We start from the raw sequence: 23,243 nt of genomic DNA, 5'->3' as shown, positions 1-23,243 counted from the left end.
AATAGTACCTCCCATAACTTCAATCAATTAATTTTGCAACCGAGTTTCGTTCGACCAGTTTTGTAGGAACAATAATGTGTTCCGGCTTTTTAGGTTCATTTTTTATACGTTTAAAGAGCATGTCTGTTGCTATTTCACCAAGCTTCATTACTGGAATTTCAATCCCAGTTAATGGAGGTGAAAACAATGGGGAAAAAATCCCATTATTATATCCAATAATTGATATATCTTTCGGAATTGATATTCCTAACTTTGCAGTTGTATTATAAAGTCCGATAACCTTTAGATCATCTATTGCGAAAATTGCAGTAGGTAAATCTTTAGATTTTAAAAGTGATTCTGATACTTCATATGCCTTTTCCATTGTATATCCACTATCAATAATTCGATCTGAGCGAAGAGGAATTCCGTTATCAATAAGACATTTTTTATATCCTTCCAATCTGTCAATCGATACGTGGTAATCGATTGAAGAATGAAGACACGCAATGTCAGTATGTCCTTGATTGATTAAGTGTTGGACTAATTGATAGCTATCATTAAAATTATCAGTATCTACTGAATAGATATGTTGGTAGTTTCCTTCTACTCGTCCAATCACGACAACAGGAATTTCATATTTATCTAATTCTTTGAAAAAATCTTCGTTTGTAGGCGAACTCAACATAAGGATTCCTTTAATCATTTTGCCTCGAATTTTCTCGATACATTTATCCAACTCATCTTTACTATTTTTCGATGTCTGTATTATTACATCAAAATTTTCTTCTTCTGATCTAGTTGAAATAGAGTGAATAATTTCAGAGAAAAACGTGTTGCCAGCAGTTGTTTTCGTAGAACGTGACATTACCAAAATTGCATCAAAGCCTGATGATGTAAGAGCTCTAGCTAATTTATTAGGTTGGTAATTTAACTCTTCAATTGCTTTCATTACACGAATACGACTTTCTTCTGAAATATTATTTTTATTATTAAGTACTCGAGATACAGTGGACTTTGAAACGTTAGCCACGCGAGCGATATCGTAAATTGTAGGGCCCATTTGTATTCTCCTCTTCGTTTTCTAAAATTATTTCATAAAATCGTTTACATTTTTACTTTTTTTAAATATTTCAAGAATAAATTAAGTGTCATACAATTATACTAAAATAGTGTTTGTGATTAATACACATAGGAACAGATACACCAAAATTTCCTAATTATAACTGATAGTATCGAGTTTTACATTGTTTTTGTCAAGACTATAGATTATTAATGCCCTAAAGGTAAATAATGTTATAAGTAAATGAAATAACTTGTCAAAAAAATGTCATATTTGCATGAAGTTTTTAAATTGACAGTAAACGCTTACTATAATATCATTTGTTGTGGGAGCGGTACCAAATTCAGTACTAATTTTTTTAAAACTCTGTGGGAGCGATACCACAAGGAGGAATCTTATGAGTAAAATTAAAGAAAGATTAGCCTATATTTATGAAAACAAAGACATTGATCAACTTTATAGTGCAATCGTAAATCGCATTGAAGAAGCTAAAATAAAAATTACTAAGAAAAGAAAACAAAATTGGAACGAGTCAGATGTTGTTTTAATAACTTATGGCGATCAGTTTCAAGAAGTGGGAATACCAACATTGGAGACATTTAAAAAAATGTTTGATGAACATTTAGCAAATAAATTTGAACTTGTTCATATATTACCTTTTTATCCTTATACATCTGATGATGGTTTTTCAGTAGTTGACTATAAAAAAGTAAATCCAGAATTAGGCGATTGGTCACATATCGAGAGCTTATCAAAATCAGCAAGAATAATGTTTGATTATGTATGTAATCATATCTCTAGTAAGAGTGAGTGGTTCCAAGGCTATTTGAATAATGATCCAAAATATAATGATTACTTTATTGAAATGGATCCTTCAATTGATTTAAGCTCAGTAACTAGACCTAGAGCACTTCCATTGCTATCAAAGTTTAAATTAGCGAATGGTGAGGAAAAATATATATGGACAACGTTTAGTGACGATCAAATTGATTTAAACTTTAGTAATCCACAAGTTTTATTAGAAATGGTTGATGTTTTACTATTTTACCTTGAACAAGGAGCAGAATATGTAAGACTTGATGCTGTAGGATATATGTGGAAAGAAGTTGGTACTTCTTGTATCCATCTTGAAAAAACACATGAAATCGTTAAACTATTCCGCGATTTATTAGATGAAGCAGCAAAAGGTACAGTAATGATTACTGAAACAAATGTGCCTCATTTAGATAATATCTCATATTTCGGCAACGGACATGATGAAGCACATATGGTTTACCAATTTCCACTGCCTCCATTAGTTTTATACTCACTACATAAAGGGAACGGGAGTGTATTAACAAATTGGGCAAAAAATCTTGAAGGTTCTGGACAAGATACAACTTTCTTTAACTTCTTGGCTTCTCATGATGGAATTGGTTTGAATCCAATACGTGGAATTATCCCTGAAGATGAAATACTTTCATTAGTAGAAGATTTAAAAGCAGAAGGTGCATTAGTGAATTATAAGAAAAACTCGGATGGTACTGAAAGTCCATATGAAATTAATGTAACTTACTTAGATGCGTTAAATAAACAATCTTCGAGCGATGATCTAAGAGTAAAGAAATTCTTATTGGCACATTCAATTTTATTAACATTCCAAGGAGTACCAGCAATTTATATTCAAAGCATGCTTGGCTCTAGAAACGATTATGCAGGTGTAGAAAGAACGGGTATGAATCGTTCGATTAATCGCCAAAAATATTCACTTGTTGAAATTGAAAAAGAATTAAATGAGGTTGGATCATTAAGAAATAAAGTTTTCACTGAACTAACAAAAATAATTCAAGTGCGTAAGGGTGAAAAATTATTTAATCCAGACATAGAAATGGAAATACTTGAGGTTAATGAGAAAGTATTTGCTATTAAACGAATGAATGAAGATGAAAGCATTATCATTCTTCACAATCTATCAAATGAAGAAGTTAATTGTGATTTAAATGGAAAATATATGAATATTTTAACTGAAGAAGTAGAAGAATTTAATGAATATATTTCTTTAGATCCATATCAATACATTTGGTTGAAACCAGTAAATTAGGAGGAAGAGCAATGAAGAAACTTTTAAGTATGTTCTTGGTTTTAATGTTAGCTGTAGGTTTAACAGCTTGTGGTGGCGGTAAAAAAGAGAATGGTAAAGTAACGATTGAATTTATGCATTCTGAAGTTGAACAAGAAAGATTAGCAGTTATTACAGACTTAATTTCAAAATTTGAAAAAGCAAATCCTAATATTACAGTAAAGCAAGTTCCAGTTGAGGAAGATTCTTACAATACAAAAGTTGTAACGTTAGCAAGCTCTGGTAAACTTCCAGCAGTTATTGAAGTTGGACAAGACTATGCAAAAGTTATGGACAAAGACGAATTAATTGATAAAGATGCAGTTAAATCAGTTATCTCTAAAGTTGGTGAAGATAAGTATTATGAAGGTGCGTTAAAGCTTTTAAAAACTGAGGACGGCAAAAATTATACAGGTGTTCCAATTAGCGGTTGGGTACAGGGAATTTGGTATAACAAGCAAATGCTTGCGGACAAAGGATTCGCGGAACCTAAAAACTGGGATGATGTTTTAAAGATTGCAAAGGCGTTTACGAACAGTGGAAATAAAAAATACGGTATTGCAATTCCAACGGCTGAAGGCGGTTTCGCTGAACAAGCCTTCTCACAATTCGCACTATCAAACAATGCAAATATGTTTGATAGCAAAGGTGATTTAACTTTAAATACACCAGAAATGAAACAAGCACTAAATTACTATAAAGAATTATCAAAATATACAATGCCAGGTTCAAATGATGTAACTGAAGTAAAAGATGCTTTCATGAATGGATCTGCTCCAATGGCGGTTTATTCAACTTATATACTTCCTTCAGTATATGAAGAAGGTACAACTAACAATATTGGATTTGTAATTCCAACTGAAAAAACAAAAGCAGTTTATGGAACAGTATCTGCTTACACGATTTCTTCTGGTTTAGATGATGACCAAAAAGCTGCAGCAGAAAAATTAGTAGAGTTTATGGCAAAACCTGAAAATAATACGAAGTTAGTATTAATGTCTCCAGGTGGATCTCAACCAGTAAATAAAGATGTAACAGAAAGTAAAGAATATAAAGATAATAAAGTTGTCAATTCATTTGGTGAGCTTTCGACTGAAATCGCAAATGCGTTTGATAACATTCAAGTTTTTGGTCTTGTTAATAACAAGAACTTCTTAAAAATGGGTGATGTTACAAGTTCAGGAGCAGTTGCTAAGTTAATTAATGAAGTGACTGTTGGCGGAAAAAGTGTAGATTCTGCAATTAAAGATGCAGAAGAAAAACTAAAAGGTGTTTTAAAATAATTACTTTAATTATTTGATTTCTTAATTTTTGAAAGTTGTTTAAGAAGAACGAATGCTTGAAAAAGCGAGCTTTGTTGCTTTTTGAACAACTTTTCTTTTAATACCAATCTACCAGGAGAAGGTATAGATTATTTTTTAGGAGGTAGCATGAAAACGATTGCCCGAAAAAAATCCGATATAAAACTAGCGTTAATACTACTTTTACCAAGTATTTTCTTATTATTATTATTAGTTGCATATCCGATGTTATCTAATATTAAAATAAGCTTCTTTGATCAGCCGATTAACCCTAGGTTACCAGCTAAGTTTGTTGGTTTATCTCATTATATTGATGTTATCAAAGACATTGAGTTTTATAAATCTTTAGGAATTACTATTTTATATACAATACTAACTGTAATAGGTAGTACAGTAGTTGGACTTGCGGTTGCGTTATTTTTTAATCGACCATTTAAGTTTAGAAAAACAGCTCGTTCATTAATTATCCTATCTTATGTAACACCTTCAATTTCATTAGTTTTTGCTTGGAAGTATATGTTCAATAACTCATATGGGATTATTAATTACTTAGGAACGGATGTTTTTCATTTATTTAAAAGTGCGCCACTATGGTTTGACAATCCAGTTAGTAGCTTCATCGTTGTAGTTGTTTTTGCAATTTGGAAGTATTTTCCTTATGCGTTTATTTCGTTTTTAGCAATCTTGCAAACGATTGATAAATCACTATACGAAGCAGCTGATATCGATGGGGCTTCACTTTGGCAAAAGTTTCAAGTCGTAACTTTACCAGCGATTATGCCTGTTTTACTAACAGTTGTAACTTTACGATTTATTTGGATGTTCTACATGTTTACAGATGTTTTCTTATTAACAAACAAAGTAAATATTTTAGGTATTTATTTATATGAAACAGCGTTTGCTTTCAATAATTTAGGTAAAGCTTCGTCAATTTCAGTAATCTTATTCATCATATTATTCATTGTTATTATCGTATCAAGAAAGAAGGTGAACTTAAATGGCAGCAGCAAGTAGTAAAAGTAACAAAATGATTAAAAAAACTGGTTTCTACGTTGTATTAATTCTTTTATTAGGGATCATGTTATTTCCTTTTTTTATCATGCTAATGACATCCTTAAAAAGTTCAAAAGAAGCAATTTCCACTAATCCAACATTATTGCCACATGAATGGACATTCCAGCATTATATCGATATTTTTAATCCTGTAATTTTTCCTTACTTAAACTATTTTAAAAATAGTTTAATCGTAGCTTTAATTGCTGCAGCTCTATCTGTTGTACTTGGAATTTTAGGAGCATACGCTTTATCAAAACTAAAGTTTAAAGGAAGAGTAACAATAAATGCTAGTTTTTACACAGTTTACATGTTTTCAGGGATATTACTAGTTGTTCCTTTATTTAAAATTATTTCTGGCTTCGGTTTATATGATACAAGAATGGCACTAATCATAACGATGATTGTTCAAACTTTACCAACAGCAATCTTTATGTTAAAGAGTTATTTCGATACGATTCCAGAGGATCTAGAGGAAGCGGCAATGATTGATGGTCTTAGTCGAATAAAAATTATTCTCTATATTATCATCCCATTGTCAATTTCGGGAATTGTATCAGTTTTCGTATATGCATTTATGATTGCGTGGAATGATTATTTATTTGCATCGATTTTCTTATCAAGTTCAGAAAACTTTACGTTACCAATTGGATTAAATACGTTATTTAGTACGCCAGATTATGTATGGGGTCGTATGATGGCAGCATCATTAGTAACTGCTATACCAGTTGTTGTTATGTATGCATTATCTGAACATTTTATCAAAGGGAACTTAACTGAAGGTGGAGTAAAAGGTTAACGAAAGAATTTTTTACTGAAAGGATGAAATGGTATGAAAAAATTAGTAGCAGTTGAACCAAGAGTTGCAGCATTAGTAGAGTATGAAGATCGTCCCGTAAAACCGAATGAAGTAAAAATAAAAGTAGAATTTGCATCGCCAAAGCATGGTACTGAAGTGGTAGATTTTAGAGGTATTAGTCCCTTTATTGATGAAGAGTTCAATGAAGAATGGAAAATGTTTATGCCACGTCAGGAAGGTGCTACACGTGGAATCGTATTTGGAGAATTCCAATTAGGTAATATGGTTGTTGGTAGCATTATTGAAATTGGTGATGAAGTTTCTGAGTATAAAATAGGAGACCAAGTTTGTACTTACGGTCCAATTATGGAAACATTTATCGCTAATGGGGTAAATAACTATAAATTACGCAAAATGCCTGAAGGGTCTTCGTGGAAAAATGCAGTTTGCTATGACCCAGCACAATTTGCAATGAGTGGAGTTCGTGATGCAAATGTAAGGGCTGGAGATTATGTAGTAGTTGTTGGTTTAGGTGCAATTGGACAAATTGCGATCCAATTAGCGAAAAAAGCTGGAGCAAGCATCGTAATTGGGGTAGATCCAATCAGTCATCGACGTGATATTGCTATAAAAAATGGAGCAGATTATTGCTTTGATCCAATAAATACAACTGATTTAGGTCACGAAATTAAAAAATTAACAAATAAACTAGGTGCTGATTCAATCATAGAGACTAGTGGAGTTTCTAGTGCTCTGCAAGCAGCTTTAAGAGGGATTGCATACGGAGGAACAATTTCTTATGTGGCATTTGCAAAACCTTTCCCAGAAGGATTTAATCTAGGCCGAGAGGCTCATTTTAATAATGCAAAAATTGTCTTTTCGCGTGCGAGCAGTGAACCAAATCCAGATTATCCACGCTGGTCACGTAAACGAATTGAAGATACTTGTTGGGAATTATTAATGAATGGATATTTAAATTGTGATGATTTAATTGACCCAGTTGTTTCATTTAAAGAGGTTGCTGAATCTTATATGGAGTTTGTCGATCAGAAACCAGAATTAAGTATAAAAATGGGTGTAGAATTTAATAAATAATTTCATTTTTATTTTTGTAAAAAAATATTAAAAAATCGGTGGGAGTGTTTTACACTCCCACCTATACAGGAGTGAATATCAATGAAAGTTGGAACACAAAATCAAGCTTTTTTCCCTGAAAATATTAAGGACAAATTTAAATATTTAAAAGAAATTGGATTTGAAGGCTTTGAAATTGATGGAAAATTCTTAGTTGATCATTTAGAAGAAGTTAAAGAAGCGATTGCTGAATCTGGCTTACCTGTAACAACTGCTTGTGGTGGATATAATGGTTGGATTGGAGATTTCATTGAAGAGCGTCGACTAAAAGGCTTATCAGAAATTGAAGCGATATTAAAGGCATTAAAAGAGGTTGGAGGAAAAGGGATCGTTGTCCCAGCAGCATGGGGAATGTTTACGTTCAGATTGCCACCTATGTCATCACCAAGAAGTTTAGAAGGTGATCGAAAAGCAATTACTGACTCACTTATTTTTCTAGATAAAGTTGCTGGAGAAACAGGTACTACCATCTTTTTAGAACCTTTAAATCGATATCAAGATCATATGATTAATACATTATCGGATGCTCGTAAATATATTGAAGATAATCAATTGCAAAATGTAAAAATTATTGCAGATTTTTATCACATGAATATTGAAGAAGACGGTATTTCTGAAGCTCTTCACAAAAATCGTGATTTAGTTGAACATATACATATTGCTGATAATCACCGCTTTCAACCAGGGAGTGGAGCATTAGATTTTAAAAAGCATTTTGATCAATTAAAAAGTGATGGATATGATGGCTATGTAACATTTGAATGTCGTGTTCGTGGAAATAATTTAGAAGAAGAATACATTAATGCTTTAAAGCACATAAAAGAAGCCCTAAGCTGAAAGGAGTAGCATTGTGATTAAGAAGAAAGTAGCTATTATAGGCGGAGGGCAAATAGCTGAAAAAGTTCATGTTGCTTACTATAAGACAAGAGAAGAAATAGAAGTTGTTGCTGTAGTCGGTATAGACGAAATAGAGCTAAAAAAGTTCGCGATTCGTAATAATATCCCTAGATATTATACTGATGCAGCAACAATGTATGAAATTGAAAAACCAGATATTGTTAGCGTTTGCACACCAAACTTATATCATTATGAAAATGTTATGCAGGCATTAGAAAATAATTGTGATGTCTTTTGTGAAAAACCACCTGCGATTTTAGCAGAAGATGCAAGAAAAATGTACGAAACAGCAGCTACAAAGAATCGTATACTTGCTTACGATTTTCATCATCGTTTTGCAGATGATGTCACTATATTAAAAGAAAAAATCGATCAAGGTTTGCTTGGTGATATTTATTTTGCAAAAGTGAAAGCGCTAAGAAGAAATGGTATCCCTGGTTGGGGAAGTTTTACAAATAAAAAAATTCAAGGCGGGGGACCTTTAATCGATTTAGGAATCCATATGCTTGATACAGCCTTGTACGTTTTGAATTACCCAAAAGTTAAAAAAGTAACGGCAAAAATGTATCAAAAGATCGGCAACAAGAAAAGTGAAGGCGCTTTTGGTACATGGGATCCTACAAAATTTGAAGTAGAGGATTCGTTATTTGCATACATTGAGTTAGAGAATGGATGTTTAATTCAACTAGAAACGTCCTTTGCACTAAATATAAAAGAAAAATCAGAGATGAATGTAGAAATATGTGGAGATCAAGCTGGTGCAACAATGTTTCCAGCAGAAATCTACACTGATGAAAAAGGAGAACTTGTAACCTTATTAAAGAGAGATGAAGCTGACCCTGACCGTCATACTAAAAGTATGGCAGCCTTTGTTAATCGTTGCTTAGGACACAACGTTATGGTAGCAGATGGAGAACAAGGTTATGCTATTCAACGACTTGTTGAAGCAATCTATCAATCAGCTGAAAAAGGTGAGAGTATATCTTTATGAATGAAGTAAATGTAATTAATGAAAAACAATTTGATTTACAATATATAAATAAATATGCAACGATCATGGCTCTTGGAAATGGGTATTTAGGTTTACGTGCTAGCCATGATGAATATTATTCTGAACAAACTCGTGGTATGTATGTGGCAGGTATTTATAATAAATTTACATCAAATGATATTACAGAGTTAGTCAATTTGCCAGATTTAGTTGGCATAAAAATCGAAATAAATAATGAAATATTTTCAGTTTTAACAGGAGAAGTACGATCTTATAACCGTACTTTAAATATGCAAAATGGAGAACTAACGAAAGAAGTTATCTGGAAAAACAAAGAAGGTAATCGCTTTTGTTTAAAATTCCAACGCTTTGTTTCTAAAGATAATCTACATTTACTTGCTTCTAAAGTTAGTGTAGTTAGTTTAGATTGTAGTGCATCAATTAAAGTTACGACTGGTATCGATGCGCAAATGTCTAACTTTGGAAAGCAACATCTTTTAGAAGAAAATGTACGAGTTATTGATAAAAAAGTAATGCATGCTGTATATAGAACAACTGAAAGCGATCACTCAATCGCAATGGCAACTTCATGTAAAGTTTCAAGTGAAAGTGATGTTTCTTTTGTGGCTAAAAACAGACAGCTTTTAACGATCATTAAACATGATTTAGTTGTTGATCAGCCGTTTGAATTCGAAAAAATAAGTGCTGTTTATACTTCAAATGACTTGTCTGTGGATGATCCGGCACTATCAAGTATTCATACTGTTCAAGAAAATCTTGATAATGGTTACGATCGTTTATTAGTAAGCTCATCTTTAAAATGGATTGAGTTTTGGAAAAAGAAGCGCGTTATCATTTCTTCTAAAGAAGCTATAGATCAAGTAGCCTTAGATTTTTCACTTTACCATATTGAAATAATGACACCTGCACATGATGATCGCTTTAGTGTTGGAGCAAAAGGATTAACTGGTGAAGGATACAAAGGACATGTCTTCTGGGATACGGAAATCTTTATTGCACCGTTTCATTTGTTCACTGATCCGGATGTAACTAGAAACTTATTAAGATATCGCTATCTTCATATTAAAGAAGCAAAAGGGAAGGCAACGAAAAATGGCTATTCTGGAGCTTTATTCCCATGGGAAAGTGCATTTTCTGGTATGGAAGAAACGCCAGAATATGCAGCTATTAATATACTAACGGGTAAACGCCAAAAAGTAGCTTCAGCTCTTGCTGAACATCATATTGTTGCTGACATTGCATATGCGGTTATTCAATACTATAAAAATACACTTGATGAGTCATTTATGGCAAATGAAGGGCTAGAATTACTAAAAGAAACGGCACGCTTTTGGATCAGTCGTACGACAGAAGAAAATCAAGCACTTTCTATTAAAGATGTAATCGGACCAGATGAATACACTGAACATATTAATAATAATGCTTATACGAACTATATGGCATATTATAATGTTCAACAAGCTTTGAGCTTTATGGAAAAATATAATAACATCGATGCTGAAATTGTTGAGGCTGGTAAGGATTTTTTAAATCGACTTTACTTACCAAGACCAAATGCAGAAAACATTATTCCACAGGATGATACATTTTTATCAAAACCAGAAATTGATTTATCAAAATATAAACAAAAACAAGGCAGCCAGGCAATTCTTTTTGACTATTCACGTCAAGAAGTAAACGAGATGCAAATTTTAAAGCAAGCTGATGTAGTTATGCTATTATACCTTTTCCCTAACTTATTTGAAGAAGATGTTGTTAAAAAGAATTTGCACTATTATGAGGAGCATACAATTCATGATTCTTCACTTAGTAAAGCTATCCATGCAATTGTTGCTGCAAGATGTGGAGAAATAGAAAATGCTTATCGATTCTTCCAAGAAGCTTGCTTAATCGATTTAGGTCCAAATCCGAAATCATCAGATGAAGGAATACATGCAGCATCTCTAGGTGCAAATTGGTTAGCAACTATATTTGGTTTTGCAAACGTTACGATGGAATCAAATAAGCTAAAAATTAATCCTAACTTACCTAAGAACTGGGACAAACTTTCATTCCCGTTCCATTGGCAAGGTACAAATCTTGATATTTCAATTACGCACGAATCTGTAACGGTAACAAAACAAACTGATACAGAAATTCTAATCGAAATTAATGGAGAATTATTTAACTTAACAGATCAAATAACTACATCACTTTAAGGAGGAGGACAAATGAAAGTAGTAATATTACCTGATTCCTTTAAAGAAAGCTTGGATGCAACGAATGTAGCTAATGCCATTCATAAAGGTTTTTATTCCATATATCCGAATGCAGAGTATCATTTATTACCGTTAGCAGACGGAGGGGAGGGAACTGTTCAAGCTTTAATCGCATCAAATGGTGGAGAAGTAGAAACCATTAATGTAACAGGCCCTCTTAATGAAAACGTTCAAGCCAAAATTGCATTTTCTAAAGATAATAAAACAGCATTTATAGAAATGGCTGAAGCTTGTGGTTTGCATCTTGTCCCACTAGAAAAACGTGATCCTTTACAAACTACTTCCTCTGGTGTTGGTGAATTAATTCTTTATGCTATTGAGCGTGGAGTTTCTGAGCTTATTGTTGGTGTTGGAGGTAGCTCAACAAATGATGGTGGGATTGGGATGGCTCAAGCGCTAGGTTACCAATTCTTCGATCAAAACGGTGGGGAAATTGAATGCAATGGTGAGGCACTCCTAAAAGTAGCTTCAATGTCTGATGAAAACAGATCACCACTATTAGATAAAGTAAAAATCACTATTGCGGCAGATGTTGTTAACCCATTGATCGGTAGGAATGGAGCAACTTATATATTTGGACCACAAAAAGGACTTTCTGCAGATCAATTAGCTACAATTGATGAAGCAATGGGGAAATTCTATCAGATTGCTGAGCAATATCTAAATAAATCCGTCTCTGAGATCCCCGGTAGTGGAGCTGGTGGGGGCATGGGTGCAGGCTTAATGCTATTCGCAAATGCTTCAATTAAAAAAGGGATTGAACTGGTTCTTGACCAATTAAATGTTAAAGAAGTATGTAAGGATGCTGACATCGTAATTGTAGGAGAAGGCAGAATGGATGGACAAACAATTTATGGTAAAGCACCTGTTGGAGCGGCTGCTTGTGCCCCTGCTAATGCGAAAGTAATTGGTATATGTGGTAGTATTGGTGATGGGATAGAGGAATTGTATAAACACGGTATCGATGCTATTTTCCCTACGATTCCTGCAATCTTACCGATTGAAGATGTTATGAAGAATGCATTTGAAAATATTGAAAGAACTGCAAGAAATATTGCTGTATTGCTAAAATAATTAAAAATAAAAAAGCAGAAAAACAATGTATAGTTTTTCTGCTTTTTTATTGAGTTTGTCCTTCTATTAAAAATGGCGAGGAGTTGTTCTTATAAAGATTGAACAGATCTATTCAACAAAATTAAATTTAAATTCTAGATATGATTTCACCGCTAATTGCTCCTACAAGTACAATAACCCATGGTGGTAATTTCATAATTACTAACATACTAAATAAGACCGTTACGGTTAGAAAGTCATAAATAGAAAATACAGAGTTAATCCATATTGGATTACAAAAGGCTGAAATTAAAATCCCAACTACTGCTGCGTTGACCCCTAATAAAGCTCTCCTTAATTTAGAACTACGACGCATACTAGACCAAAATGGGAGAGTACCTATAATAAGTAGGAAAGCAGGTAAAAAGATGGCAATCGTTGCAATTAAACCTCCTCGCCAGCCCATCATTACAGTTCCTAAATAGGATGCAAACGTAAATAATGGTCCAGGTACAGCCTGCGTGACCCCATATCCAGCCAAAAATGTTTCTTTGTTTAGCCATCCCGTGGGAACAAACTCACGTTCAAGTAAAGGAAGTACAACATGGCCACCACCAAATACCATTGAACCTGCTCTGTAAAAACTGTCAAATATAGATATCCATTTTGACGATGTAAATGAACTAAATAAAGGTAATAAAACTAATAATATAAAAAATATGGACAAACAAATGATTGAAACCATTTTTGATATATTCGTAATTAGTGTAGTTTTATCATCATTTTCATTATCCTGATATAGGAAATATCCTACAATTGATGAAATTAAAATGACAGCAATTTGAGTGAATGTCGTTTGCCATATAAGTGTTGCAGTCATTGCAAACAAAGCAAGAACTTTCCTTTTTAAATCAGGCGTCAAGTTCTTCACCATACCTAAAATAGCCTGTGCAACGATCGGTACTGCAACCAGTTTTAGTCCATGGATCCAACTTGAATTTTTTATTTCTAAGTCTTGTAGTAATAATGCAAATAATATAAGTGCAATAACTGATGGTAATGTAAATCCAATAAATGAGACAATGCCACCTAAGAACCCTGCACGTATTAGCCCAATACCAATGCCAACTTGACTGCTAGCTGGTCCTGGTAAAAATTGTGATAAAGCTACTAGGTCAGCATAGTTTTGATCATCAATCCACTTTTTCTTTCTTACATATTCCTCACGAAAATAACCTAAATGAGCGATTGGTCCACCAAAAGAAGTTAAACCCAGTTTAGTAGAAACAAAAAGTATTTCTAACAATATAGATAACTTACTATTTTTATGATTAGGATTCATCTATTCCTCCAACAACTGATACATAGAAATAGTATAGTTTAAATCAAAATCTAAACCAATCTCTTTTCATGTGAATTTACAAAAGATTAATAATCAAAACTATGTTTGAGACTCTATTTGAAAACAATGTTACTGACCTAGTGGTACATCTGATAAACTACATATAAACTGTTTAAGACTAGGAGGAAAATAGATGAAAAGAATTGATATACAGGAATATATAGAAAATTATCCAATCCTGAAAAAACTGATGAACTTAGAAGAATATCTTTGGTTGAACCCAAATCTTGAGATGTTTCAAAAAGCAATTAAAAAGTCACCACTTACTCAAGAGGATATAAACGACGCAGATGAACGATTAAAAAGGTTTGCTCCATATATTTCAAAGGTTTTTCCAGAAACTCAAGAAACAAATGGTATGATTGAATCTCCTTTAGTACAAATTCCTTCCATGAAACAATCGTTAGAAAAAAATTATCAACAAACTATATTAGGAGAACTATTTTTAAAATGTGATAGTCATTTACCAATTTCAGGGTCAATTAAAGCAAGAGGCGGCATTTATGAGATATTAAAGCATGCTGAAAGCCTAGCTATAAAGCATCAACTATTAACGATTGAAGATGATTACTCAAAAATAGATAGTGATATTTTTAGAGATTTTTTCTCAAACTACTCAATTGCTGTAGGATCAACAGGTAATTTAGGTATGAGCATTGGAATTATTAGTGCAAAGTTAGGGTTTAAAGTAACTGTACATATGTCAGCGGATGCAAAACAATGGAAAAAGGATTTACTTAGAAGTAAAAACGTAAATGTCATTGAGTACGAGGCAGATTATAGTAAAGCAGTAGAAGAAGGCAGAATACAAGCTGAGGCAGATCCTAATTGTTATTTTGTAGACGATGAGAATTCACATGATTTATTTTTAGGATATGCAGTAGCAGCTTCACGATTGAAAAAGCAATTAGAGGAATTAGACATTACAATTAATGAAAATCATCCATTATTTGTTTATTTACCTTGCGGAGTTGGAGGAGGTCCAGGTGGCGTTGCGTTTGGATTGAAATTATTATTTAAAGATAATGTTCACTGCTTTTTTGCTGAGCCTACTCATTCTCCTTGTATGATGCTTGGATTAATGACTGGACTTCATGATCAAGTTTCGGTACAAGATTTTGGTATTGATAATAAAACAGATGCTGATGGGTTAGCCGTAGGACGACCATCCGGTTTTGTTGGAAAGGTAATTGAGCCTTTATTAAACGGTAGTTATACAGTTAGTGATGAAAAATTATATTCGATGTTAAAAGAGTTAGCTGATACTGAGAAAATTTATTTAGAACCATCGGCATTAGCTGGTATGATCGGTCCAATTAAAATATTTAAAGAAGGTAAAGATTATTTACTAAAAAATAAGTTAATGAAAAAAATGGAAAATAGTACCCATGTCATTTGGGCTACAGGTGGTAGTATGGTCCCAGAAAAAATGATGAAAGAGTACTATCAAAAAGGGTCTCTTTTTAAATAAAATAGATAGTGTAAAATTTTACTAATATTTTAAAAGTGAAAAAATTCTTTTAATGCAGAATAATTTGACATATATTTGTATATGTAAATAAGTTTTCTATTTTAGATTTTGACGCAAGATATTTTTTATTCATCGGTTCTGTTTAAAAATTGATAAATTAATTTAAAAAAGCCATTCCGTCATAAGCGGACTGGCTTCAGTACATTTTATATAATACCCAATAGGGTATTGGAATACTCGGTTTTATTTTAATTACCTTAAACAGAGACTTCCGATTAAAAAGCACAAAACATATTCTCATTAGGAGCGATAAAATTGAATTTAGAAAAGTATTTTTCACAATTTAGAAAAGAGATTATTGGAAATGAAAAAACATTCTTATCGCCATTTGGTGAAAAGAAAATTATCTATTTAGATTGGGCTGCGAGTGGTAGGTTATATGGACCAGTTGAAGAAAAATTACTTTCAACTTTTGGTCCATATGTTGCAAATACGCATACGGAATCAAATATAACAGGAAGTACGATGACGAATTGTTATCATGAAGCATTACAGATCATAAAACAGCATGTTAATGCAAGCGCTTCCGACACAATCATTACTGATGGATCAGGAATGACTGGCGTTATGAATAAGTTTCAACGTATTTTAGGGCTAAAAATACATGAAAATTTCCATTTCCGTTTAAGTATACCTGAGGAAGAAAGACCAGTTGTTTTTATAACAAGTATGGAGCATCATAGCAATCATACTTCGTGGTTGGAAACGATTTGTGATGTAGAAGTTGTACCTAATTGTAATAATAATGTAGTCGATTTAAACTACTTAAGAAATCGACTTGAGTTTTATAAAAATAAACGAAAATTAATTGGATCCTTCAGTGCTTGTTCTAATGTATCTGGATTAATTACACCTTATCATAAGCTAGCTAGACTTATGCATGAATATAATGGCGTTTGTTTTGTGGATTTCTCAGCTTCTGCGCCATATGTTGACATTGATATGCATCCTAGTGACCCAATGGAAAAACTTGATGCGATTCTGTTTTCTCCACATAAGTTTTTAGGAGGACCTGGTAGTAGTGGAGTTTTGATATTTGACTCTTCAATGTATCAAAATAAAATTCCAGATCATCCAGGTGGTGGAACTGTTGAATGGACAAATCCATGGGGTGAGAAAAAATACATTAACAATATTCGTGAAAGAGAAGATGGCGGTACTCCAGGATTTCTTCAAACAATTAGAACAGCTCTTGCAATTAAGGTAAAAAATGCAATGGGTACAGCGAATATATTAAATCGTGAAGAAGAATTGGCTCATATCGTATTAGATGAGCTTAGAACAATTGAAAATGTAGTGTTACTTGAAGATTCATGTAATCCACGATTAGGTTTTTATTCTTTTTATTTAAAAAATATTCATCATAATTTAGTAGTTAGATTATTAAATGATCGATACGGAATTCAAGTACGGGGTGGTTGCTCATGTGCGGGTACTTATGGACATATGCTACTGAATATTACAAGAGAAATGTCTAAAGCAATTACAGATGAAATCGATAATGGCAATATTAGCGTAAAGCCTGGTTGGATTCGCATGAGTGTTCATCCAACGACTACGAATGAAGAAGTAGTTATATTCACTAATGCTTTAAAAGATATTATTCAAAACATTGAAGAATGGTCTAAAGATTATATTTATTTAAAAGAGAAAAATGACTTTATCCATAAAGACGAAGCAGTTATGGAGGTAGGTACTTATTTTGAGATGGAAATGACAGTAAAATCTTAAAATACGTATTAAAAAAAGATCACGTTATTGTGATCTTTTTTCTTCATGATTAACTTTTAACTAACTAAAAGTTGATTTATTTAACTAAAATAAAACGATTGACATAATACCCTGCGGGGTATATAGTACAGATAAGAATATTGCACATATATTCTTAAATAAAGGTTATGCTTTGTTTAGTTCTGTAAGTTAGGGGTGATTTAATGAAATATGATGATCCAGTAAAAAATAGAGTAAAGCGAATTGAGGGACAGATTCGTGGAATTTTAAAAATGATGGAAGATGACAAAGACTGTAAAGATGTCATTACTCAGTTATCAGCAGTTAAATCAGCTTTGGATCGTACGATTGGCGTAATAGTAAGCTCAAATTTAGTTGATTGTGTCCGAAATGCGAATGAAAACGGGCAAGATGCTGAAGATTTAGTGAAAGAAGCAGTAAACTTACTTGTAAAAAGTAGATAATATATGGTTTGAAACAATTTTTTATTTTTACTAACATATACCCATAGGGGTAATAGTATATATAAGATATATTTTTTTGTTTTGTAATATACCCTAGTGGGTATAAAGGACGAAAAGGAGAAAGAATATGACAACTAAGAAAACAAATATCATTTTATTTAGTGGAGATTATGACAAAGCAATGGCCGCCTACATTATTGCGAACGGAGCAGCAGCTTTTGATCATGAAGTAACTATTTTTCATACATTTTGGGGTTTAAATGCTTTACGAAAAGGCGAACATATAGCAACAAAAAAAGGTTTTATTGAAAAGATGTTTGGAAAGATGATGCCTAGAGGCGCTGATAAAATGGGACTTTCTAAAATGAATTTTGCTGGTTTTGGACCAAAGATGATTAAGGATATTATTAAAAAGCACAATGCATTGCCTTTACCACAATTAATTGAAATGGCCCAAGAACAAGATATAAATTTAGTAGCATGTACAATGACAATGGATCTGTTAGGTCTACAAACCGAAGAGCTATTAGAGAATATTCAGTATGCTGGTGTTGCCGCCTACATTGGTGAAGCAGAAGAAGGTCAAGTTAACTTATTTATTTAATTAGAAAGGATTGAATAACATGAAAGAAATTACTGCGATTGAGCTTGAAAATGAATTAAAAACTGGAAAAATAGTAAATATTATCGATGTTCGTGAGGTAGATGAAGTTGCAGCTGGAAAAATTCTAGAAGCTATTCATATTCCACTCGGATTAATTGAATTTCGATTACACGAATTAGATAAATCAAAAGAATATATTATTGTTTGTCGTTCAGGTGCTAGAAGTGGCCGTGCAACAGAATTCCTTCAATCTCATGGCTTTAACGCTAAAAACATGGTCGGCGGAATGCTTACTTGGGAAGGGAACGTAGAATAATTTTTTTGATTAAATAGATACCCCTAGTGGTATTTTAAGTATGGAGGCTGTCAGATGGAACTGATTAAATCAAACGTGAAATTAGATGCAAAAGGATTAGCTTGTCCAATGCCGATTGTAAAGACTAGAAAAGCAATGAAGGATTTAGATAATGGGCAAGTAATCGAGGTTCAAGCGACTGATAAAGGTTCAAAAGCAGATATTAAAGCTTGGGCCGAAAGCACTGGAAATCAATACTTAGGAACAATCGAAAATGGCGAGGTATTACTACACTATTTAAGAAAATCTTCAGATGAAAATACGATTGAAAAAAGATTTGAAAACGTCATTTCGAACGATCAATTAAGTCAAAAACTACAAACCGAAAATATAATCGTTTTAGATGTAAGAGAAGAAGCAGAATATGTATTTAATCATATACCAAATGCGGTATCAATCCCTTTAGGAGAATTGGAGAACCGATTGACAGAATTAAATAAAGAAAAAGAAATATATATCGTTTGCAGGACTGGAAACCGCAGTGATCTTGCTGCTCAATTACTTGTTTCTAGCGGCTTTACTAACGTGTTTAATGTAATACCTGGAATGATTGAATGGTCTGGAGAAACAGTAAGCATAAAAGGTTAATCTAATTTTTTTAAATAAAAATATACTGTGGGGGGTATAAAAGATGGCAGTCACAGCAATGTCTGCAAAAGAGATTACAAAAAAAATAGTTGATAAAGAAGAACTATATATTCTAGATGTACGAAATACTGATGATTATAACGATTGGAAAATAGAAGGTTCAAATTTTGAACATTTAAATATACCTTATTTCGATTTACTTGATGGGGTTGAAGATATTTTAGATAAGATTCCTACAAGTAGAGATGTTTTAGTTGTGTGTGCTAAAGAAGGATCTTCTATCATGATTGCAGAGATGCTTTCAGACGAGGGACTAGACGTAGCTTATCTTAAAGGCGGAATGAAAGAGTGGAGTGAATATCTAGAACCAGTAAAAATTGCAGATTTGAAAAATGGTGGAGAGCTGTATCAATTTGTCAGAATCGGTAAGGGATGTTTATCCTACATGGTTATCTCAAATAATGAGGCTGCTATAATTGATTCTACTCGAATGACGGATATCTACATTGATTTTGCGAATACAAAGAGCGCAAAAATTACACATGTATTTGATACTCACCTTCATGCAGACCATATTTCTGGTGGAAGAAAAATTGCTGAGACTACGGGAGCAACATACTGGTTACCGCCAAAGGATGCTAAAGAGGTTATTTATGAATATAGTCCATTAGAAGATGGGAATAAGGTAAGAATTGGTGAAACAGCAATCAGTATTGATGCTTTTTATTCACCAGGACATACAATCGGATCAACTTCATTTGTTGTTGATGAAAAATTCTTACTTTCTGGTGATATTTTATTTATCGATTCAATTGGAAGACCCGATCTTGCTGGAATGGCAGAGGATTGGGTAGGATACTTACGCGAAACCCTTTATAAAAGATACCGAAATTTATCGCTTGAATTAATCGTGCTTCCATCACATTTTATGGTGATTAGTGAATTGAACGAAGATGGTAGTGTTTATAAAAAACTAGGATATTTATTTGAACAGAATCATGGATTGAATATTGAGAGTGAAAGTGAGTTTAGAAAGTTAGTAACTGAGAATTTACCACCACAACCAAATTCATATCAAGAAATCCGTGAAGTTAATATGGGTAAAATTAATTTAAATGAAGAAAAACAGAGAGAAATGGAAATTGGTCCAAATCGCTGTGCAGTACGATAATGAGACTTGGAGGAGAATAGAATGGAAGCTACAAAATTATTAGATGCAAAAGGCTTAGCATGTCCCATTCCAATTGTAAAAACAAGAAAAGCAATAGCAGAGATTGAAGCAGGAGAAGTATTAGAAATTCATGTTACTGATAAAGGTGCTAAAAACGACCTTACAGCATGGGCTAAATCAGGTGGACATGAATTATTAAATTATACTGAAGAAGACAATATTTTAAAATTTTGGATTAAAAAAGGTTAAGCTAGTAGATTAATAGGAAAAGGAGAGTTAAGTGTCACCTCTCCTTTTCTATTATAGGAGGACTTTAAATGGAGTGGACCTTAATTTTAGTACTTTTCTTAGTTGGTTTTTTTGGGTCCTTTATTTCAGGAATGGTAGGAATTGGTGGAGCGATTATAAATTATCCAATGCTCCTATTTATTCCTCCATTATTAGGATTTGCTGCTTTCACACCACATCAAGTTTCAGGTATAAGTGCGGTCCAAGTAGTATTTGCAACTTTAGGTGGAGTTTTAAGCTATCGTAAAAGCGGTTATCTAAACAAAAAAGTAATATTAAGTATGGGGATAAGTGTACTAATAGGAAGTTTTCTTGGTGGATTTGGTTCAAATCTACTTTCAGAACATGGAATTAATCTTGTTTACGGAATCTTAGCAATGATTGCGGTCGTTTTAATGTTTATTCCTAGAAAAAACGTCGAAATGTCAGCAGATGGTCAAATTTCAATTAATGTATGGCTTGCTTCAGGTTTGGCATTTATCGTTGGAACTAGTGCAGGGATTGTTGGTGCAGGAGGAGCATTTCTGTTAGTACCAATCATGTTAACAATCTTAAAAATACCAACTCGTGTGACAATTGCTTCATCCTTAGCCATTACATTTATCTCTTCAATAGGAGTAACGATTGGGAAAATCTCTACTGGTCAGGTTGAAATTTTGCCTACAATTATTGTTGTAATTGCCAGTTTAATCGCCTCACCATTAGGTGCAAAAATAGGCAAACAAACAAAAACGCAGGTTTTACGAGGAATTCTGGCAGTCTTAATTGGTTTTACCGCTTTAAAAATTTGGTTTACTATTATTAAATCATGGCTTGGTTGAATATGAATTAACAGTAAAAAACAGAAAAACTTATGAGAGTTTTCTGTTTTTTTATTGGCTTTTTTTTCAAGAATCACTTCTATTAGTTCATACGTTAAAATCCAAAATAATTTGTTGAAAAACAGGTATATTTATTATATCGGAATAATTTTATGGAGAAAAGCGTTGTTAAAACGATGTAGAAATACAGTTAAAATGTACTGGAGTTCCCCAAGTTACAAATTGGTTCTTTTAGCATAAACTGGTTACAGTCCTATTAGAAAGGAAGGGTGCTAAGGGCTAAGAAGTGTGGTTTGTATATGGACTCTTGGATCATACGGAGCTAGTAGTGTAACCGACCTTTTAAAAATTACATATAAAGGGAGAAATGGAAATGAAATTGAAAAAGAAAGTATTATCAGGGATTTTAGCTAGCGCAACACTATTTGGTTTATCTTACAATGCAATGGCGGCAACAACAAGTGGAACAAGCACTGCACAATCAATTATGGCAGATTTACATACTGAAGGTACTTTTGCACTTGTAGAAAACCAATTTTATCACTACAATACAGCAGTTGCTGCAAGTTACTTTACAAATGCTTGGGATGGCAATGCACCTAAAGCAACTGTTTCTGGAGCAGGAGCTTCATATGTAACAACTATTCCTGATGGAACAGCGTATGCGCCAGCTCCATCACAAAAAGAATTAGACAGTGTAATTGCAAATAACGATAACCAACATGCATTTCTAGAAGGAAAAACGTTAACAGGTTCAACTTATACTCAAAATTATAAATTAGATGGCTCTGTTAAGGTTACAGACCCGAAAACTGGTAAAGAATCAACTAAATCAGTAACATATACTTACACATATACTTACAATGTTGCACCAACAACTCCTGGAGATGTAACGCCTTTCACGGCTTGGGATCTTACTAAAACAACAGGAGATTCTACAGCACACATCTCAATTACTGCAGACATCGCTGGTGAATCAGTTCAACTTTCTAAGCAAAATCCAACTGGTAAATATTCTTTCAGTATTGGTGACGATGCATTAACAAACCGTGTAACAGGTCTTTCAATTACAGTTACAGATAATACAGATGTTATTAACCCAGTGGTAGTTTCTACAACTGCAACAGATTCAACAATCGTAAAGGGTCAAGATTTTAATTACTTTGCAAATGCAGGTACTTATGGAAATTCAACAGCTGCAATTAGTGCCCTTAAAGAAGGCTCTGCAGCTAACATCTTAAATGGTGATACTTTCAAAGGAAATGACAATGGTGGTGCTGATGGTTCTGCTTTATCAAAAGCAGCAATGACTCCAGTTGACGTTGAGCTTGGCGCTGGTGATTACAGCATTACTTTATCAGGTTCAGTAAAAGGAAATGGAATTGATTTAAATCCGCAAGCATTTGAGATTACAAAAAAAATTCATATCATTACACCAATGGGCCAAAACTAAAGTCTATTTTTCAGAAGGAGTGTTCTTAATTGAGCACTCTTTTTTAAATATTTTTTTAACGATTAAGAACAAATATGACGAAAACAGCTCAAAATTACCCAAATTAGAAATAAATTAGAAATTATATCGAAATATTTTTTAGGGCGAAATATGAAATAAGCACTACATTTAAGTTCCTTTTTGTTCTA

The 23,243-nt window shown here is 33.0% G+C and carries 21 protein-coding genes; 19 read left to right on the top strand and 2 right to left on the bottom strand.

Annotation, left to right across the window (positions count from 1 at the left end):
* Positions 1-19: 19 nt before the first annotated feature.
* A complete protein-coding gene (locus MY490_RS18835; RefSeq protein ID WP_248267047.1) occupies positions 20-1,042 on the bottom strand; it encodes a LacI family DNA-binding transcriptional regulator in 1,023 nt (340 codons plus the stop codon).
* Between the two features lie 397 nt (positions 1,043-1,439).
* Between MY490_RS18835 and MY490_RS18830 the strand changes: the two genes are divergently transcribed.
* The 9 genes from MY490_RS18830 to MY490_RS18790 all read left to right on the top strand — a co-directional run bounded on the left by MY490_RS18830 (position 1,440) and on the right by MY490_RS18790 (position 12,668).
* Positions 1,440-3,122 carry an alpha-amylase family glycosyl hydrolase gene (locus MY490_RS18830; protein WP_248267046.1) on the top strand — a complete coding sequence of 561 codons (1,683 nt, stop codon included), beginning with the start codon at positions 1,440-1,442 and terminating at the stop codon, positions 3,120-3,122.
* An 11-nt stretch (positions 3,123-3,133) separates the two neighbouring features.
* Positions 3,134-4,423, top strand: coding sequence for an ABC transporter substrate-binding protein (locus tag MY490_RS18825; RefSeq protein ID WP_248267045.1), 1,290 nt, complete (start codon positions 3,134-3,136; stop codon positions 4,421-4,423).
* A gap of 147 nt (positions 4,424-4,570) precedes the next feature.
* The gene (locus tag MY490_RS18820) at positions 4,571-5,455 is read left to right on the top strand and encodes a carbohydrate ABC transporter permease (protein WP_248267044.1); all 885 of its coding nucleotides are present in this window, start codon (positions 4,571-4,573) and stop codon (positions 5,453-5,455) included.
* Positions 5,439-6,293 (top strand): carbohydrate ABC transporter permease, encoded by an 855-nt coding sequence (locus MY490_RS18815; protein WP_248267043.1) that lies wholly within the window; start codon positions 5,439-5,441, stop codon positions 6,291-6,293. The genes MY490_RS18820 and MY490_RS18815 overlap by 17 nt, the downstream gene beginning before the upstream one ends.
* A gap of 33 nt (positions 6,294-6,326) precedes the next feature.
* Positions 6,327-7,388: a zinc-dependent alcohol dehydrogenase gene (locus MY490_RS18810; protein WP_248267042.1), complete on the top strand. Its 1,062-nt coding sequence runs from the start codon at positions 6,327-6,329 to the stop codon at positions 7,386-7,388.
* An 81-nt stretch (positions 7,389-7,469) separates the two neighbouring features.
* Positions 7,470-8,264 carry a sugar phosphate isomerase/epimerase family protein gene (locus tag MY490_RS18805; protein ID WP_248267041.1) on the top strand — a complete coding sequence of 265 codons (795 nt, stop codon included), beginning with the start codon at positions 7,470-7,472 and terminating at the stop codon, positions 8,262-8,264.
* A gap of 16 nt (positions 8,265-8,280) precedes the next feature.
* Positions 8,281-9,315: a Gfo/Idh/MocA family protein gene (locus tag MY490_RS18800; RefSeq protein ID WP_248269425.1), complete on the top strand. Its 1,035-nt coding sequence runs from the start codon at positions 8,281-8,283 to the stop codon at positions 9,313-9,315.
* Entirely contained in the window at positions 9,312-11,534 is a 2,223-nt protein-coding gene (locus MY490_RS18795; RefSeq protein WP_248267040.1) for a glycoside hydrolase family 65 protein, read from the top strand. Before MY490_RS18800 ends, MY490_RS18795 begins: the two co-directional genes overlap by 4 nt.
* A 12-nt stretch (positions 11,535-11,546) precedes the next feature.
* Positions 11,547-12,668: a glycerate kinase gene (locus MY490_RS18790; protein ID WP_248267039.1), complete on the top strand. Its 1,122-nt coding sequence runs from the start codon at positions 11,547-11,549 to the stop codon at positions 12,666-12,668.
* Positions 12,669-12,795: 127 nt separating this feature from the next.
* Here the strand turns inward: MY490_RS18790 and MY490_RS18785 are convergent, their stop codons facing one another.
* A complete protein-coding gene (locus MY490_RS18785; protein WP_248267038.1) occupies positions 12,796-13,989 on the bottom strand; it encodes a chromate transporter in 1,194 nt (397 codons plus the stop codon).
* Between the two features lie 193 nt (positions 13,990-14,182).
* Between MY490_RS18785 and MY490_RS18780 the strand changes: the two genes are divergently transcribed.
* The 10 genes from MY490_RS18780 (at position 14,183) to MY490_RS18735 (ending at position 23,055) form a co-directional block, all read left to right on the top strand.
* On the top strand, positions 14,183-15,520 hold the full coding sequence (locus MY490_RS18780; RefSeq protein ID WP_248267037.1) for a D-serine ammonia-lyase: 1,338 nt from the start codon (positions 14,183-14,185) through the stop codon (positions 15,518-15,520).
* 315 nt (positions 15,521-15,835) lie between these two features.
* Positions 15,836-17,311, top strand: coding sequence for an aminotransferase class V-fold PLP-dependent enzyme (locus tag MY490_RS18775; protein WP_248267036.1), 1,476 nt, complete (start codon positions 15,836-15,838; stop codon positions 17,309-17,311).
* A 203-nt stretch (positions 17,312-17,514) separates the two neighbouring features.
* On the top strand, positions 17,515-17,775 hold the full coding sequence (locus tag MY490_RS18770) for a metal-sensitive transcriptional regulator (RefSeq protein WP_248267035.1): 261 nt from the start codon (positions 17,515-17,517) through the stop codon (positions 17,773-17,775).
* A 127-nt stretch (positions 17,776-17,902) separates the two neighbouring features.
* Positions 17,903-18,379: a DsrE/DsrF/DrsH-like family protein gene (locus MY490_RS18765; protein ID WP_248267034.1), complete on the top strand. Its 477-nt coding sequence runs from the start codon at positions 17,903-17,905 to the stop codon at positions 18,377-18,379.
* Between the two features lie 19 nt (positions 18,380-18,398).
* Complete coding sequence (locus tag MY490_RS18760; protein ID WP_248267033.1) at positions 18,399-18,695, top strand: rhodanese-like domain-containing protein; 297 nt, start codon at positions 18,399-18,401, stop codon at positions 18,693-18,695.
* Between the two features lie 54 nt (positions 18,696-18,749).
* The gene (locus tag MY490_RS18755) at positions 18,750-19,322 is read left to right on the top strand and encodes a sulfurtransferase TusA family protein (RefSeq protein ID WP_248267032.1); all 573 of its coding nucleotides are present in this window, start codon (positions 18,750-18,752) and stop codon (positions 19,320-19,322) included.
* Positions 19,323-19,365: 43 nt separating this feature from the next.
* Positions 19,366-20,493: an MBL fold metallo-hydrolase gene (locus MY490_RS18750; RefSeq protein ID WP_248267031.1), complete on the top strand. Its 1,128-nt coding sequence runs from the start codon at positions 19,366-19,368 to the stop codon at positions 20,491-20,493.
* A 21-nt stretch (positions 20,494-20,514) separates the two neighbouring features.
* A complete protein-coding gene (locus tag MY490_RS18745; protein ID WP_248267030.1) occupies positions 20,515-20,742 on the top strand; it encodes a sulfurtransferase TusA family protein in 228 nt (75 codons plus the stop codon).
* Between the two features lie 68 nt (positions 20,743-20,810).
* The gene (locus tag MY490_RS18740; RefSeq protein ID WP_248267029.1) at positions 20,811-21,602 is read left to right on the top strand and encodes a sulfite exporter TauE/SafE family protein; all 792 of its coding nucleotides are present in this window, start codon (positions 20,811-20,813) and stop codon (positions 21,600-21,602) included.
* 373 nt (positions 21,603-21,975) lie between these two features.
* Positions 21,976-23,055: a hypothetical protein gene (locus MY490_RS18735; protein ID WP_248267028.1), complete on the top strand. Its 1,080-nt coding sequence runs from the start codon at positions 21,976-21,978 to the stop codon at positions 23,053-23,055.
* Positions 23,056-23,243 lie beyond the last annotated feature (188 nt).

This window comes from Gottfriedia acidiceleris (genome assembly GCF_023115465.1).
Taxonomy (GTDB): domain Bacteria; phylum Bacillota; class Bacilli; order Bacillales; family Bacillaceae_G; genus Gottfriedia; species Gottfriedia acidiceleris_B.
The sequence above is the reverse complement of the archived record's forward strand: the minus strand, read 5'-3'. Positions and strand labels throughout refer to the sequence as shown.

Excerpts from the sequence above, each read along its gene's own strand:
- MY490_RS18765 (WP_248267034.1), top strand. The coding sequence starts at position 17,903 with ATGACAACTAAGAAAACAAATATCATTTTATTTAGTGGAGATTATGAC.
- MY490_RS18785 (WP_248267038.1), bottom strand. The coding sequence starts at position 13,989 with ATGAATCCTAATCATAAAAATAGTAAGTTATCTATATTGTTAGAAATA.
- MY490_RS18825 (WP_248267045.1), top strand. The coding sequence starts at position 3,134 with ATGAAGAAACTTTTAAGTATGTTCTTGGTTTTAATGTTAGCTGTAGGT.
- MY490_RS18745 (WP_248267030.1), top strand. The coding sequence starts at position 20,515 with ATGGAAGCTACAAAATTATTAGATGCAAAAGGCTTAGCATGTCCCATT.
- MY490_RS18830 (WP_248267046.1), top strand. The coding sequence starts at position 1,440 with ATGAGTAAAATTAAAGAAAGATTAGCCTATATTTATGAAAACAAAGAC.
- MY490_RS18835 (WP_248267047.1), bottom strand. The coding sequence starts at position 1,042 with ATGGGCCCTACAATTTACGATATCGCTCGCGTGGCTAACGTTTCAAAG.
- MY490_RS18815 (WP_248267043.1), top strand. The coding sequence starts at position 5,439 with ATGGCAGCAGCAAGTAGTAAAAGTAACAAAATGATTAAAAAAACTGGT.
- MY490_RS18755 (WP_248267032.1), top strand. The coding sequence starts at position 18,750 with ATGGAACTGATTAAATCAAACGTGAAATTAGATGCAAAAGGATTAGCT.
- MY490_RS18810 (WP_248267042.1), top strand. The coding sequence starts at position 6,327 with ATGAAAAAATTAGTAGCAGTTGAACCAAGAGTTGCAGCATTAGTAGAG.
- MY490_RS18820 (WP_248267044.1), top strand. The coding sequence starts at position 4,571 with ATGAAAACGATTGCCCGAAAAAAATCCGATATAAAACTAGCGTTAATA.
- MY490_RS18780 (WP_248267037.1), top strand. The coding sequence starts at position 14,183 with ATGAAAAGAATTGATATACAGGAATATATAGAAAATTATCCAATCCTG.
- MY490_RS18795 (WP_248267040.1), top strand. The coding sequence starts at position 9,312 with ATGAATGAAGTAAATGTAATTAATGAAAAACAATTTGATTTACAATAT.
- MY490_RS18760 (WP_248267033.1), top strand. The coding sequence starts at position 18,399 with ATGAAAGAAATTACTGCGATTGAGCTTGAAAATGAATTAAAAACTGGA.
- MY490_RS18805 (WP_248267041.1), top strand. The coding sequence starts at position 7,470 with ATGAAAGTTGGAACACAAAATCAAGCTTTTTTCCCTGAAAATATTAAG.
- MY490_RS18740 (WP_248267029.1), top strand. The coding sequence starts at position 20,811 with ATGGAGTGGACCTTAATTTTAGTACTTTTCTTAGTTGGTTTTTTTGGG.
- MY490_RS18750 (WP_248267031.1), top strand. The coding sequence starts at position 19,366 with ATGGCAGTCACAGCAATGTCTGCAAAAGAGATTACAAAAAAAATAGTT.
- MY490_RS18735 (WP_248267028.1), top strand. The coding sequence starts at position 21,976 with ATGAAATTGAAAAAGAAAGTATTATCAGGGATTTTAGCTAGCGCAACA.
- MY490_RS18770 (WP_248267035.1), top strand. The coding sequence starts at position 17,515 with ATGAAATATGATGATCCAGTAAAAAATAGAGTAAAGCGAATTGAGGGA.
- MY490_RS18790 (WP_248267039.1), top strand. The coding sequence starts at position 11,547 with ATGAAAGTAGTAATATTACCTGATTCCTTTAAAGAAAGCTTGGATGCA.